Origin of the sequence: Actinomadura mexicana (assembly GCF_900188105.1) — a bacterium.
In the GTDB taxonomy this organism is placed as follows: domain Bacteria; phylum Actinomycetota; class Actinomycetes; order Streptosporangiales; family Streptosporangiaceae; genus Spirillospora; species Spirillospora mexicana.
Genome location: NZ_FZNP01000001.1, coordinates 13,100 through 27,708, shown reverse-complemented (window position 1 = coordinate 27,708; position 14,609 = coordinate 13,100). Strand labels below are relative to the sequence as shown.

Here is a 14,609-nt window from a genome sequence, read left to right as displayed (position 1 = left end):
TACCGAATCCGAGATCCCCTAGGAGAAACTCCCGTGTCCGAGCGCACTCTTGTCCTGGTCAAGCCCGACGGCGTTCGCCGCGGCGTCGTCGGCGAGGTCATCTCCCGGATCGAGCGCAAGGGCCTGAAGCTCGTCGCGCTGGAACTGCGCACCCTCGCCCGCGAGACCGCCGAGGCGCACTACGAGGAGCACGCCAGCAAGCCGTTCTTCGGCGAACTGGTCGACTTCATCACCGGCGGCCCCCTCGTCGCCATGGTCGTGGAGGGCCCGCGCGCCATCGAGGCGTTCCGCTCCCTCGCCGGCGCCACCGACCCGGTCAGCGCCACCCCCGGCACCATCCGCGGCGACTTCGCCCTGGAAATCGGCGAGAACATCGTCCACGGCTCCGACTCCACCTACTCCGCCGAGCGCGAGATCAAGCTCTTCTTCCCCGAGGTGTAGTGGTGTGTCTCCCAGGGGGGCGACCCCCTGGAACCCCCATTGCGAGCCGGGCGGTGTCTTCCCAGGGGGGCGACCCCCTGGAACCCCCGTTGCGAGCCGGGCGATCCTCACGCCACGGTGCGGGTTTCGGTGCCCGTGCGGGTTGTCGTCGTGTCGCTGCGGTCGCCCGGCTCGACGGGTCGGGCGACCTCCAGGCGCCAGAGCGCCTTCCGGCCGCCCGACCCGCGCCCCCGGCCCCGGTTCACTCCAAGGGCGTCAGCGCGGTTCGCACCCACTGGGGATAGGAAGCTCAACCGGGCACGGTAGGCGCGTTGCGCGCGTTGCGCTCGTTGCGCTTGCTTCGAGCGCCTGACCGTGCGCCCGGCTGAGGTTCGGTCCGGGAGGGCTTGATGTTTCCTCATCCGAGAATCGGCCTCGTTGCGTCCGGGAGCGGCAGGTCGCCGCTCGTCCCAGAACCGGCTTGTGGCCGAGTAAGGGCTGGCCCTGCAGTATCCGGGTCCCCTTCATGAGCCGGTAGATCCACGTCCCGGGGTTCGGCTTTTCTGCGGCCGTGCGGGGCGGTGTTGCGGCGCGAGCCGAACCGTGTGGGGCGGAGGGCTGTGTCGGGCCGGGGGAAACCCCCTAAGATCCTCGGATACCCGGTGGCGTCGGGCCTGCCGTGGGCGCCGCGCGTCTTTGGCCGACCGGCCGCCGGGTCAGTCCGCCGGGTTCTCTTTATGGAAAACCGGGCTGGTCAGGACGCGTTTTTTTCGCGACGCGCGGCGCGGGGGTGACTGCCCGCAGAGGTAAGCGCACGTTACGATGTACGCGCCGCTATACACGCCCGTCAATCATGAAGGGCTCCCTTTCTTCATGGGTAACAAGCTGTCGTTTCTTGGCCGTGACATGGCGGTCGATCTCGGTACCGCCAACACCCTGGTGTACGTGCGCGGGCGTGGCATCGTCCTGAACGAACCCTCCGTGGTGGCGATCAATACCAATACCGGGAAGATCGTCGCGGTGGGCATCGAGGCGAAGCGGATGATCGGCCGCACACCGGGCAACATCGTCGCGGTCCGTCCGCTGAAGGACGGCGTCATCGCCGACTTCGACGTCACCGAACGGATGCTGCGCTACTTCATCCAGAAGGTGCACAAGCGCCGGCACTTCGCCAAGCCGCGGATCGTCGTGGCCGTGCCGAGCGGGATCACCGGGGTGGAGCAGCGCGCGGTGAAGGAGGCCGGCTACCAGGCCGGGGCCCGCCGCGTCTACATCATCGAGGAGCCGATGGCCGCCGCGATCGGCGCCGGGCTGCCCGTCTACGAGCCGACCGGCAACATGGTCGTCGACATCGGCGGCGGCACCACCGAGGTCGCGATCATCTCGCTCGGCGGGATCGTCACGAGCCAGTCGGTGCGCGTCGGCGGCGACGAGCTCGACCAGGCCGTGATCGCTTTCTCCAAGAAGGAGTACTCCCTGATGCTCGGGGAACGCACCGCGGAGGAGATCAAGATGGCGATCGGGTCGGCCTATCCCGGCGGCGAAGAGGAGCCGCACGCCGAGATCAGGGGCCGCGACCTCGTCAGCGGGCTGCCGAAGACCGTCGTGATCTCCGCCGAGGAGGTCAGGCGGGCCATCGAGGAACCGGTCAACGCCGTGGTGGACGCGGTGAAGACCACCCTCGACAAGTGCCCGCCCGAGCTCTCCGGCGACATCATGGACCGCGGCATCGCGCTCACCGGCGGCGGCGCTCTGCTGAAGAACCTCGACGAACGGCTCCGCGAGGAGACCGGGATGCCCATCCACCTGGTGGACAACCCGCTCGACTCGGTGGTGCTCGGCACGGGCAAGTGCGTCGAGGACTTCGAGTCGCTCCGGCAGGTGCTCGTGCCGGAGCCGCGGCACTGACTCGGACGTGGCCGGCCAGGGGACGTGAGGGGTCGTCCCGCGGGCGGGCCGATTCGGACATGGTCCGCCGAGGGGGACGCGGGGGCGTCCCCCCTCGTGAGGCACTGGGCTCCCGGCGGACCAGGGAACGGGAGGTCGGTGCGTGAAGGACACCCGGCGTACCCGCGTGGTCCTCGGCGCATTGCTGGTCGTGGCGCTCGCGATGATCACCATTGACTACCGCGGCGGGCAGGACTCGCCGCTGCGCGGCCTGCGCGGCGTCGGCGCGACGGTGTTCGGACCGGTGGAGCGGGCGTCGGCGTCCGTCGTCCGGCCGGTGGGCAACACCTTCGACGCCATCACCGACGCGCCGGGCGAGCGGCGCCGCGCCGACCGGCTCGCGCGGCAGAACCAGCGGCTGCGCGAGCAGCTGCGCTCCAGCCGCCTCGACCAGGACCGGTCCGCGCAGCTGCGCAGGCTGCTCGGCACCGCCGGGATGGGCGGCTACAAGATCCACGCCGCGCAGGTGATCTCCGCGGGCCAGGGCTTCGAGGACACCGTCACCATCGACGCCGGCAGCCGCAGCGGCGTCAGGCCCGACATGACCGTGATGAGCGCCGACGGCCTCGTCGGCCGCGTCACGCGCGTCGGGCCCGCGACGGCCACCGTCCTGCTAGCCACCGACCAGACGTCCTCCATCGGCTCCCGGCTCGAGCAGTCCAAGGAGATCGGGATCACCCAGGGCAGGGGCCGCCGCGGCCTCGGCCGGGGCAGCGCGACGCCGCTGCGGTTCCAGCTGCTGGACGCCGCCGCGCCGATCAGGGTCGGCCAGCGGATCGTCACGCTCGGATCGCAGGGGCAGAAGCCGTACGTCCCGGGCGTCCCGATCGGCGTGGTCGAGCGGATCGAGCGGTCCACCAGCGGGCTGACCCGCACCGCCTACGTCCGGCCGTTCGTGCGGTTCACCAGCCTGGACGTCGTCGCCGTCGTGGTCGCCCCGCCGAAGACCGACCCGCGGGACGCGGTGCTGCCGCCCAAGCCCCCGCCACCGCCGACCCCGACGCCGACCGCGACGCCGTCGCCGAGCAAGAGCCCGAAGGCGAAGCCGCGCCGCTCGAAGAGCCCGTCCACGAACCAGACCCGGGGGGAATGACGTGCTGAACCCGCCCGAGGCGTCGCCGGCCGGCCGCGCCGCGGTGACCGCCGTGGTGATCGTCGTGACGCTGATCCTGCAGGTGTCGGTGGCGAACCGGCTGCCGCTGCCCGGCGGCGTCCAGCCCGACCTGGTGCTGCTGGCCGTCGTGGCGCTCGCGCTCGTCGCGGGCTCGATGACCGGGATGGTGGCCGGGTTCCTCGCGGGCCTCGCCGCCGACATCATCCCGCCCGCCGACCACACCATCGGCCGGTACGCGCTCGTCTACTGCCTCATCGGGTACCTGTGCGGCGCCGCGTCCGCCGAGATGGACCGCCAGTCCGCGGTGCCGTTCTTCGCCGTCGCCGCCGGCGCGCTCGCGGGGACCGTGCTGTACGCGGGCACCGGCATGATCCTCGGTGACCCGCGCGCGGAGTGGGCGACCGTGTCCAGCATGGTGCCGCTGCAGGTGCTCTACGACGTCATCGCCAGCCCGTTCGTGGTGTGGGCGGTGCTGCGCGCCACCCGCCGGTACGAACGCGGGGAACGCGCCCGCGGCGACCGTCTCGCCGTGCCCGCCGCCCGCTACCGCGCGATGTCGGGGCGGAGCGGGACCCTGTGAACCCGCGGACCCATTTCCGCCTCGTCGTCCTGTACGTGCTCGTCGCCGCGCTGCTGCTCGTCCTGATCGGGCGGATGTGGGCGCTGCAGGTCCTGGAGGGCGCGCACTACCGGGCGGTCGCCGCCGAGAACCGCACCCGTGACATCGTCGTCCCCGCCACCCGCGGCATGATCCTGGACGATCGGGGCAGGCCCCTCGTGCGCAACCGCAGCGCCCTCGTCGTGTCGGTCGACCGCACCACGCTGTCGAGGCAGAAGGACGGCGGCCAGACCGTGCTGAAGCGGCTCGCCGCCGTGCTCGGGACGTCCGAGGACGAGATGTCCAAGCGGATCCGCCTGTGCGGTCCCGGCATCAAGCGGCCGTGCTGGCCCGGCTCTCCCTACCAGCCGATCCCCGTCGAGGACCATGTCGACCCCAAGCGCGCCCTGCAGATCATGGAGCGGCAGGAGGACTTCCCCGGGATCACCGCGCAGGTCCAGGCCGTCCGCGACTACCCCGAGCCGGAGGGCGCGCGTCCCGCGCAGCTGCTCGGCTACCTCCAGCCCGTCACGCAGGACGAGCTCGACAAGCGCAAGGGCCTCAAGGTCACCGGCTACAGCGGCGTCGACCTCGTCGGGCGCGACGGCCTGGAGGCGCAGTACGACTCGGCGCTGAGCGGCGAGCCGGGCTTCCGCAAGGTCCTGGTCGACAGCCAGGGCCGCGTCACCGGCACCGCGCAGGAGCAGCCCCCGACCGCCGGCGGCAACCTCGTCACCAGCATCGACGCCGGTGTGCAGGGCGCGGCGGAGAACGCGCTCAAGCACGCGATCGACGGCGCGCGCAAGCAGGGGCGCCCCGCCGACGCCGGCGCCGCGGTCGTGATGGACGTGCGCACCGGGCGGATGATCGCGATGGCGAGCTACCCGACCTACGACCCCGGCATCTGGACCGGCGGCATCTCCCAGGACGAGTACGAGGCGCTGCTCGGCAAGAAGCAGGGCGAGCCGCTGATCTCCCGGGTCACCCAGGGGCAGTTCGCGCCCGGCTCCACCTTCAAGATCTCCTCGGTGTCCGCCGCGGTGAAGGACGGCAACAGCCTGACCGGCACCTACGACTGCCCCGGCTCCTACAACGTCGGCAACCGCGCGTTCCGCAACTTCGAGGGCGAAACGCTCGGGGCGATGTCGCTGCACACGGCGCTCGTCAAGTCCTGCGACACGATCTTCTACCGGTTCGCCTACCAGGAGTGGCAGCGCGACGGCGGGATGAAGCCGAAGAAGAACCCCTCCGACCCGATGGTGAAGATGGCCCGCGACTACGGGTTCGGGTCGCGCACCGGCATCGACCTGCCCAGCGAGAGCGAGGGCCGCATCCCGGACCGGGGCTGGAAGAAGGACTTCTGGGACGTCACCAAGGCCTCCAACTGCAAGGGCGCCAAGGAGGGCTACCCGGAGGTCGCCAAGACCGACCCGGCCCGCGCCGCCTACCTGAAGGCCGTCGCGACGGAGAACTGCACCGAGGGCTACGTCTGGCGCCCCGGTGACGCGGCGAACTTCTCGGTCGGGCAGGGCGACGTCCTGGTGACCCCGCTGCAACTCGTCCGCGCGTACTCGGCCGTGGCGAACGGCGGCAGGCTGCCGACCCCGCGGCTCGGCGTCGCGGTCGTGCGTCCCGACGGCTCGATCGTCCGCCGGATCGACGCGCCGCCCGCGCGCAAGGTGCCGGTCGACGGCAAGGTGCTCAAGTACATCCGCGAGTCGCTCGCGGAGGTCACCAAGAGCGGCACGGCGTCCGGGGCGTTCAACGGCTTCGACTTCAAGCGCGTCGACGTCGGCGGCAAGACCGGAACCGCGGAGGTCTACGGCAAGCAGGACACGTCCTGGTTCGCCTCGTTCGGCCCGGTGGACAAGCCGCGCTTCGCGGTGGTCGCGATGGTGTCCCAGGGCGGGCAGGGCGCGCAGACGTCCGCGCCGGCCGTCCGGGAGATCTGGGAGGCCATGTACGGGACGAAGGACCGCAAGGCCATCCTCCAGGACGGAAGGCTCCCGTCCGAGCTGCCGCGGATGCCCGCCGAGGGGGCCGCCCCGTGAACCGGCTGAGCGACGCGCTCGCGGCGGGACTCGCCTCATGATCACAGGTTCCGGGGTCGGCAGCGTCGACGCCTATGCCTCGCACCGGTCGTGGACCAGCAGGCTCGCCGGGCTGCGCCGGCTCGACCTGCCGATGCTGCTGGCCGTGCTGGCGCTGTCGGCGGTGGGCGCGCTCCTGGTGCGCTCGGCGACCTTCCACCTGCTGACCGAGCAGGGCAAGGACCCCGAGGGCTTCCTCAAGCGGCACATCCTGAACCTGGTCATCGGGTTCCTGCTGGGCGGCCTGGTCACCGTGCTGGACTACCGGCTCCTGCGCGCCTACGTCCCCATCCTGTACGGGCTGGCGTGCGTGGGGCTGCTGGCCGTGCTGACCCCGCTCGGCTCGACGATCAACGGCTCGCACTCGTGGATCGTGGTCGGCGGCGGGTTCCAGGTGCAGCCGTCGGAGTTCGCGAAGGTCGGGCTCGTGGTGCTGCTGGCGATGATCCTCGGCGAGCCGCGCGACGGGGAGATCGGCCCGGGCCGGCGGGACGTGCTGCTCGCGCTCGTGCTCGCCGGGGTGCCCGGCGTGCTGATCATGCTGCAGCCCGACCTCGGCACCACGCTGGTGTTCATCGCGGTGGTGCTCGGCATGCTGGCGATCTCCGGGGCGCAGAAGCGCTGGCTCGCCGGGCTGGTCGGCGGAGGCGTCGCCGCGGGCGCCGCCGTGTACTTCTTCGGGCTGCTGAAGGCGTACCAGATCGCCCGGTTCACCGCGTTCCTGAACCCCGAGGCCGACCCGCGCGGCGCCGGCTACAACGCCCAGCAGGCCCGCATCGCGATCGGGTCGGGCGGGGCGTTCGGCAAGGGCCTGTTCCACGGCGAGCAGACCGGCGGCCACTTCGTCCCCGAGCAGCAGACCGACTTCATCTTCACGGTGGCGGGGGAGGAGCTCGGCTTCGTCGGCGCCGCCGTCATCATCGCGCTGCTCGGCGTGGTGCTGTGGCGCGGACTGCGCATCGCCACCCAGGCCGCCGACCTGTTCGGGACGCTCGTCGCCACCGGCGTCGTGTGCTGGCTGGGGTTCCAGACGTTCGAGAACGTCGGGATGACGATCGGGATCATGCCGATCACCGGGCTGCCGCTGCCGTTCGTGTCCTACGGCGGATCCGCGACGTTCGCGAACATGATCGCGTTCGGCCTGCTGCAGGCCGTCCACGTGCGCCGCCGCCCGTTCGATTAGCGACCGGCGACCGCGTAGGCTGGACGTTCGTCCCACATCCCCCGTACGGAGGGTTCCGTCATGCCGGTCGAGTCGCTCTTCCCGCGCCTGGAGCCGCTGCTCCCGAGCGTGCAGAAGCCGATTCAGTACGTTGGCGGCGAGCTGAACTCCCAGCTCAAGGACTGGGACGAGACCGCGGTCCGGTGGGCGCTGATGTACCCGGACGCCTACGAGGTGGGGCTGCCGAACCAGGGCGTCCAGATCCTCTACGAGATCCTCAACGAGCGCGACGGCGTGCTCGCCGAGCGGACGTACTCGGTGTGGCCCGACATGGAGGCCGTCATGCGGGAGCACGGCATCCCGCAGTTCACCGTCGACGCGCACCGGCCGGTCGCCGCCTTCGACGTGTTCGGCGTGTCGTTCTCCACCGAACTCGGCTACACCAACCTGCTGACGGCGCTCGACCTCGCCGGCATCCCCCTGGAGGCCGCCGACCGCACCGGCGACCACCCGATCGTGGTCGCGGGCGGGCACGCCGCGTTCAACCCCGAGCCGATCGCCGACTTCGTCGACGCCGCCGTCCTCGGCGACGGCGAGGAGATCGCGCTCGGCATCACCGAGGTCGTCCGCGAGTGGAAGGCCGAGGGCCGGCCCGGCGGACGGGACGGTCTGCTCCTGCGCCTCGCGGCGTCCGGCGGCGTGTACGTGCCGCGCTTCTACGACGTGACCTACCTGCCAGACGGCCGCATCCAGCGGGTCGCGCCGAACCGTCCGGGCGTCCCGTGGCGGATCGAGAAGCACACCGTCATGGACCTCGACCAGTGGCCGTACCCGAAGAAGCCCCTGGTCCCGCTCGCCGAGACCGTGCACGAGCGGTTCAGCGTGGAGATCTTCCGCGGCTGCACCCGCGGCTGCCGGTTCTGCCAGGCCGGAATGATCACGCGCCCGGTGCGGGAGCGGTCGATCACCACGATCGGCGACATGGTGGAGCAGGGGCTCACGGAGTCCGGCTTCCAGGAGGTCGGGCTGCTGAGCCTGTCCAGTGCCGACCACAGCGAGATCGGCGACGTCGCCAAGGGCCTGGCCGACCGCTACGAGGGCACCAACACCTCGCTGTCGCTGCCGTCCACGCGGGTGGACGCCTTCAACATCACGCTCGCCAACGAGTTCTCCCGCGGCGGCCGCCGCTCCGGCCTGACGTTCGCGCCGGAGGGCGGCTCCGAGCGGATGCGCAAGGTGATCAACAAGATGGTCACCGAGGACGACCTGATCCGCACGGTCAGCACCGCCTACGAGAACGGCTGGCGGCAGGTCAAGCTGTACTTCATGTGCGGCCTGCCCACCGAGGAGGACGAGGACGTCCTCGCCATCGCCGACATGGCCAAGCGGGTCATCAAGGCCGGGCGGGACGCCACCGGCCGCAGGGACATCCGCTGCACCGTGTCCATCGGCGGATTCGTGCCGAAGCCGCACACGCCGTTCCAGTGGGCCGCGCAGTGCGACCACGAGACCGTCGACCGCCGCCTGCGCGCCCTCAAGGACGCCCTGCGCGGCGACAAGGAGTACGGGCGCGCCATCGGCCTGCGCTACCACGACGGCCAGCCGTCGATCGTCGAGGGCCTGCTGTCGCGCGGCGACCGGCGCGTCGGCAAGGTCATCCGCGCCGTCTGGGAGGACGGCGGCCGCTTCGACGGCTGGAGCGAGCACTTCTCCTACGAGCGCTGGACGGCCTGCGCCGAGAAGGCCCTGGCGGGGGAGCCCGTCGACCTCGCCTGGTACACCGTCCGGGAGCGCGAGGAGGTCGAGGTGCTGCCCTGGGACCACCTCGACGCGGGCCTCGACCGCGAGTGGCTCTGGCAGGACTGGCAGGACGCCGTCGACGAGACCGAGGTCGAGGACTGCCGCTGGACGCCGTGCTACGACTGCGGCGTCTGCCCCACGATGGGGACCGAGATCCAGATCGGTCCGACCGGCCGGAAGTTGCTCCCGCTGAACGTGGTCTAACCGGATTCGGCCGTGTCGTCCCTTGAGCTGCAAGGGTTCCGGGCTTACGGGGGCGGTGCCTGGCGGAACCGGGCCCGGCGCCCCGTACTCTATAGGGAGACCTTTATTTCGACTCGACACGAGTAGGAAGGACCAGAACCCTGGCACCCATGCCGGAGGGTCCGGCGCCGGCCCCCGTGACCCAGCGACTGCGCGTCCGCTACGCCAAGCGGGGCCGGTTGCGGTTCACGAGCCATCGCGACATTTCCCGGGCCGTGGAACGCGCCGTACGGCGCGCCGGGATCCCTGTCGCGTTCAGCGCCGGATTCACCCCCCACCCGAAGATCTCGTATGCGGGTGCGGCGGCGACAGGGGTGGCCAGTGAGGCCGAATACCTCGAACTCGGGCTCACCGAGACCCGCGACCCTGCGCGGGTGCGAGCCGATCTCGACGCGGCCCTGCCCCCCGGACTCGACGTCCTGGACGTCGTGCCGGTACGGGCGGGACACGGCGGCGCCCCGGTGAAGCCGGGCGCGTTCACCGATCGGCTCGAGGCGTCCGAATGGCGGATCCGGCTGGACGGCGTCGCCGAAAGCGACGCCGCCGCGGCCGTGGCCGCCTTCATGGGCGCCGAGAACATCGAGGTGGAACGCCTCACGAAGAAGGGACGGCGCCGTTTCGATGTGCGTGCCGCCGTGTCCGTCTGCGAGCTGGACCGGCGTGCCGCCGAGACGGCGGATGCCCCTTGTGCCATACTTCGAATGGTTGTTCGGCATTCCACACCCGCCGTTCGACCCGACGACATCCTCACCGGACTGCGCCAGGTCGCCGACCTCGCGCCGCCGTCACCGCCGCTGGTGACCAGGCTGGCGCAGGGGCCCCTCGACGCGGACACCGGTGGTCTCGCGGATCCCCTGGATCCCGACCGGGAGACCGGCCTGCCGCCCGGCGACGACGCCGGGACGGCGCGCAGCCATGAGCGGCCGCGGTCCGGGGACACCACGAGCGTGGATGCCGTCAGCGCCTGACCGTGGAACCGAAGCCGTGGAGGCACGGAACCGGTTCCGCAGGGTACGGAAGGCGCACCCCCGACGACTTCGTCGTCATGGCCGGATTACCGTCCGGCGGTGACGGCACCGACTGACGAGGTGCTCTCGTGCGGCGCACCGCATCGTTCCGCCTTTGGCGGGACGGGCGGACGCGCCCGGGAGCCTGACGGGAGATTGCCCGGATGCTTGAGAACGAAGCCGATGCGGCCACGGCCGAAGGCGCCGACGACGGGACCGTTGACGACGGGACCGCGCAGACCGAGAGTGCGCAGACCGAGAGTGCGCAGAGCCGGAACGCTCAGAGCGAGGTCACGGGCGTGACGTCGCGTCCGCGCCGGGCGAGCCGGCCCGCCGGCCCGCCGCCCGACGCGGACGAGGCCTCCGCCGAGGCCCCCGCCAAGCCGGAGGCCGCCTCCGCCGAGCAGCCCGCGCCCGCCGAGCAGCCCGCGCCCGCCGAGGAGGCCGAGCCGCCGAAGCGGACCCGGACCCGCGCGCGCAAGAGCACGAAGGCCGCCGCCGAGACGGCCGAGCCCGTCCCGATGACCGGCGCCGAGACCTCGCCCGAGGCCCCCGCCGAGCAGCCGGAGGCCGCCCCCGCCGCCGAGCCGGAGGCCGCCTCCGCCGAGCAGCCCGCCGAAGAGGAGCCGGCGCCCCGCACCAGGACCCGCCGCCGCTCCGCCAAGGCCGCCGAGGTCCCGTCCGTGCCGCAGGTCCCCGCCGTCCCGGTCGCCGGGGAGGTGCCGACCACCGAGCAGGTGTCGGAGACCGAGCCCGCGAGCGGCGTCGGCGTCCCCGGCGTGACGTTCCAGCCCCCGATGGTCGTCTTCCAGCCGCCGCAGCCCAAGGCCGAGGCGCCCGCCCGGCCGAAGGCCGCCGAGGCCGAGCCCGCCGTGCAGGACGCCGACGAGGACGACCAGGACCACGGGCCGGCGGACGAGGACGACTCCGAGGACCGCCCGTCCCGCCGTCGCCGCCGTCGCGGCGGCCGCGGGCGGGGCCGGGGCGGCAAGGAGGGCGCCGAGGACGAGGACGACGACACCGACGTCGAGGCCGAGGTCGAGGCGGAGGAGCCCAAGGAGGAGCAGCCCGCCAAGCCCGCCAGGGCCGCCAGGGCTGCCAAGGGCAAGGCCGCGAAGGGCGCCAAGGCGTCCAAGGCCAAGGACAAGGAGCAGGACAAGGAGCCCAAGGCCGAGGAGCCCGAGCAGGGGGCCGCCGAGGGCGAGGAGGACGACGGAGAGGGCGGGACGAGCCGTCGCCGTCGCCGCCGCCGGCGCCGTACCGGGGCCGACGGCGAGACCGGCGGCACCGACGACCCGCCGAACACCGTCGTCCACGTCCGCACGGCCCGCGAGGAGCGCGCCGCCGCCGAGGACGAGGTCCAGTCCGTGCGGGGCTCGACCCGCCTGGAGGCCAAGAAGCAGCGCCGCCGCGAAGGCCGAGAGCAGGGCCGCCGCCGCCCGCCGGTGATCACCGAGGCGGAGTTCCTGGCCCGCCGCGAGGCCGTCGAGCGGGTCATGGTGGTCCGGCAGGAGGGCGAGCGCACCCAGATCGCCGTCCTGGAGGACGACGTGCTCGTCGAGCACTACGTCAACCGCGCGACGCACCAGTCGTACGTCGGCAACGTCTACCTCGGCAAGGTCCAGAACGTCCTGCCGTCGATGGAGGCGGCGTTCGTCGACATCGGCAAGGGCCGCAACGCCGTGCTGTACGCGGGCGAGGTCAACTGGGACGCCTCCGGGCTGGAGGGCCAGCCCCGCCGCATCGAGTCGGCGCTGAAGTCCGGCCAGTCGGTGCTCGTCCAGGTCACCAAGGACCCCCTCGGTCACAAGGGCGCCCGGCTGACCAGCCAGGTCTCCCTGCCCGGCCGGTACCTGGTCTACGTGCCGGACGGCTCGATGACCGGCATCAGCCGCAAGCTGCCCGACAAGGAGCGCAGCCGCCTCAAGTCGATCCTGAAGAGGGTCATGCCGGATCACGCCGGCGTGATCGTGCGGACCGCGGCCGAGGGGGCGACCGAGGAGGAGCTCGCCCGTGACGTCTCGCGCCTGGCCGCCCAGTGGGACAGCATCCAGAAGAAGGTCAAGACGGCCTCGGCGCCGTCCCTGCTCTACGGCGAGCCCGACCTGACGATCCGGGTCGTCCGCGACATCTTCAACGAGGACTTCTCCAAGCTCGTGGTGGCCGGCGCCGAGGCATGGGAAACCGTCTCCGACTACGTCCAGTACGTCGCCCCGCATCTGGCCGACCGCGTCGAGCGCTGGGCCGGCGACCAGGACGCCCTGGCGGAGTACCGCATCGACGAGCAGCTCGCCAAGGCGCTGGACCGCAAGGTCTGGCTGCCGTCCGGCGGCTCCCTGGTCATCGACCGTACTGAGGCGATGACGGTCATCGACGTCAACACCGGCAAGTTCACCGGGCAGGGCGGCAACCTGGAGGAGACCGTCACCCGCAACAACCTGGAGGCGGCCGAGGAGATCGTCCGCCAGCTCCGGCTCCGCGACATCGGCGGCATCATCGTGATGGACTTCATCGACATGGTGCTGGAGAGCAACCGTGACCTGGTGCTGCGCCGCCTCGTGGAGTGCCTGTCGCGGGACCGTACCAAGCACCAGGTCGCCGAGGTCACCTCGCTCGGACTGGTGCAGATGACCCGCAAGCGGGTCGGCCAGGGGCTGCTGGAGGCGTTCTCGGAGACCTGCGAGTCCTGCAACGGCCGCGGCGTCCACGTCCACCTGACGCCGGTCGAGCCGAAGGCGGAGAAGGCGGCCGGCAAGGAGTCCGGGCGCCGCCGCAAGCGCAAGGGCGAGGTCGAGAAGGCCGTCGAGGAGAAGCTGTCCCGGCACGAGGCCAAGCCCAAGGAGGCCGCGCAGGAGGCCGCGCAGGAGCCCGCGCGGGAGTCCGCCTCCGAGGCGGCGCCGGTCGTGGAGGCCCCGCCCGAGCCGGTCCGCTCGCGGCCGAAGAGGTCCCGGCCCGCCAAGCGGCCGGCCGGCCCGCCGCCCGAGATCGACGAGGCCCCGGCGCAGGCCGCCGTGGAGGCCGCCGACGCCGCCGAGGAGGCCGCCGACACCGCACCGGGCGCCCTGGACTCCGCCGAGCCGGTGCCGGTCGGCCCGAACGGCGCCGAGCCCGCGGGCGAGCTGAACGGCACCGAGGTGGCCGCCGGCGATTCAAACGGCTCCGCGCCCGCGGGCGACCAGGACGGCACCGAACCCGCCCGCCGGCGCCGCGCCCGCCGCCCCCGCGCGGCGGCGGCGCAGGCCGCCGACGGCGGCGAGTCCTCGGACTGACACGAGGCCGGGGCCCTGGCCGGACGCGTTCGCGTTCCGGCCAGGGCATCCGGTACCCTTGACCTTCGGCGCGCTTTCGGCGCGTCGCCCGAATCCGCACCGCGAGCCCCGTTCGGGGATCGTTCGGTGCTCACCCCATCGATCCGGTGGGGCAAAGCAGAGAGCGCCAGGTTTCCTGGTGTGCCGCTCTCGGCCCGGTGCCGGGGGTAGGCCCCCGTCCGGGGGCTGGGTAGCCACGCGTGGGGCCGGTTCACTCCGGAAGCGCGCGCAGACGAAGGGTTTCCGCGGTGTACGCGATTGTCCGCGCAGGCGGCAGGCAGGAAAAGGTCGCCGTCGACGACGTGCTGACCGTCGACAAGCTGGCCGGTGACGTCGGGTCGACCATCACGCTCCAGCCCCTGCTGGTCGTGGACGGCGACGACGTCGTGAGCCGCACGGCCGACCTCGCAGGCTACGAGGTGACCGCCGAGATCCTCGGCGCGGTCAAGGGCCCCAAGATCAACATCATGCACTACCGGAACAAGACCGGGTACAAGCGGCGGATGGGTCACCGTCAGCCGTACACCGAGGTCAAGATCACCGGTATCAAGGCCGGCAAGAAGTAAGGGAGAGCGGTCTCATGGCACACAAGAAGGGCGCATCGTCCAGCCGCAACGGTCGCGACTCCAACGCCCAGCGCCTCGGTGTGAAGCGCTACGGCGGCCAGGTCGTCAACGCCGGCGAGATCATCGTCCGCCAGCGCGGCACCCACTTCCACCCCGGCCCGGGCGTCGGCCGCGGCGGCGATGACACGCTGTTCGCGCTGGTCGCGGGCGCGGTGACGTTCCGCCGCTACCGCGGTCGCAACGCGGTGAGCGTCGTCCCGCCGGCGGAATAGTCCGCCGGGGGCAGCGACTTTTTGTTCGAAGGGGCGGACCGTTTCCGGTCCGCCCCTTCGCCGTTCTAACCAAGGTTCCCTG

At 72.1% G+C, this 14,609-nt stretch carries 11 protein-coding genes; all 11 read left to right on the top strand.

The annotated features are described in order from the left end of the window. Positions 1–33: 33 nt before the first annotated feature. Positions 34–441, top strand: a complete 408-nt coding sequence (gene ndk / locus CHC11_RS00125) for a nucleoside-diphosphate kinase (protein WP_089309488.1) — start codon at positions 34–36, stop codon at positions 439–441. 852 nt (positions 442–1,293) lie between these two features. Beyond that, positions 1,294–2,328: a rod shape-determining protein gene (locus CHC11_RS00120; RefSeq protein ID WP_089309487.1), complete on the top strand. Its 1,035-nt coding sequence runs from the start codon at positions 1,294–1,296 to the stop codon at positions 2,326–2,328. 142 nt (positions 2,329–2,470) lie between these two features. Continuing rightward, positions 2,471–3,460 carry a rod shape-determining protein MreC gene (gene mreC, locus CHC11_RS00115; RefSeq protein WP_089309486.1) on the top strand — a complete coding sequence of 330 codons (990 nt, stop codon included), beginning with the start codon at positions 2,471–2,473 and terminating at the stop codon, positions 3,458–3,460. Position 3,461: 1 nt separating this feature from the next. Next, complete coding sequence (gene mreD, locus CHC11_RS00110) at positions 3,462–4,061, top strand: rod shape-determining protein MreD (protein ID WP_089309485.1); 600 nt, start codon at positions 3,462–3,464, stop codon at positions 4,059–4,061. Further along, the gene (gene mrdA / locus CHC11_RS00105; protein ID WP_089309484.1) at positions 4,058–6,130 is read left to right on the top strand and encodes a penicillin-binding protein 2; all 2,073 of its coding nucleotides are present in this window, start codon (positions 4,058–4,060) and stop codon (positions 6,128–6,130) included. The genes mreD and mrdA overlap by 4 nt, the downstream gene beginning before the upstream one ends. A gap of 37 nt (positions 6,131–6,167) precedes the next feature. Beyond that, positions 6,168–7,352, top strand: a complete 1,185-nt coding sequence (gene rodA, locus CHC11_RS00100; RefSeq protein ID WP_089309483.1) for a rod shape-determining protein RodA — start codon at positions 6,168–6,170, stop codon at positions 7,350–7,352. 60 nt (positions 7,353–7,412) lie between these two features. Further along, positions 7,413–9,335, top strand: a complete 1,923-nt coding sequence (locus tag CHC11_RS00095; RefSeq protein WP_089309482.1) for a TIGR03960 family B12-binding radical SAM protein — start codon at positions 7,413–7,415, stop codon at positions 9,333–9,335. A 149-nt stretch (positions 9,336–9,484) separates the two neighbouring features. Continuing rightward, positions 9,485–10,342: a TIGR03936 family radical SAM-associated protein gene (locus tag CHC11_RS00090; RefSeq protein WP_089309481.1), complete on the top strand. Its 858-nt coding sequence runs from the start codon at positions 9,485–9,487 to the stop codon at positions 10,340–10,342. 203 nt (positions 10,343–10,545) lie between these two features. After that, entirely contained in the window at positions 10,546–13,650 is a 3,105-nt protein-coding gene (locus CHC11_RS00085) for a ribonuclease E/G (protein ID WP_089309480.1), read from the top strand. Between the two features lie 287 nt (positions 13,651–13,937). Then, positions 13,938–14,255 carry a 50S ribosomal protein L21 gene (rplU, locus tag CHC11_RS00080; protein ID WP_089309479.1) on the top strand — a complete coding sequence of 106 codons (318 nt, stop codon included), beginning with the start codon at positions 13,938–13,940 and terminating at the stop codon, positions 14,253–14,255. Positions 14,256–14,269: 14 nt separating this feature from the next. Further along, positions 14,270–14,527: a 50S ribosomal protein L27 gene (gene rpmA / locus CHC11_RS00075; protein WP_089309478.1), complete on the top strand. Its 258-nt coding sequence runs from the start codon at positions 14,270–14,272 to the stop codon at positions 14,525–14,527. Positions 14,528–14,609: the final 82 nt, after the last annotated feature.

What these genes read in the sequence shown, in the direction of transcription:
- CHC11_RS00120 (WP_089309487.1), top strand. Translation starts at nt 1,294, where the DNA reads ATGGGTAACAAGCTGTCGTTTCTTGGCCGTGACATGGCGGTCGATCTC.
- rodA (WP_089309483.1), top strand. Translation starts at nt 6,168, where the DNA reads ATGATCACAGGTTCCGGGGTCGGCAGCGTCGACGCCTATGCCTCGCAC.
- CHC11_RS00095 (WP_089309482.1), top strand. Translation starts at nt 7,413, where the DNA reads ATGCCGGTCGAGTCGCTCTTCCCGCGCCTGGAGCCGCTGCTCCCGAGC.
- CHC11_RS00090 (WP_089309481.1), top strand. Translation starts at nt 9,485, where the DNA reads ATGCCGGAGGGTCCGGCGCCGGCCCCCGTGACCCAGCGACTGCGCGTC.
- CHC11_RS00085 (WP_089309480.1), top strand. Translation starts at nt 10,546, where the DNA reads ATGCTTGAGAACGAAGCCGATGCGGCCACGGCCGAAGGCGCCGACGAC.
- rpmA (WP_089309478.1), top strand. Translation starts at nt 14,270, where the DNA reads ATGGCACACAAGAAGGGCGCATCGTCCAGCCGCAACGGTCGCGACTCC.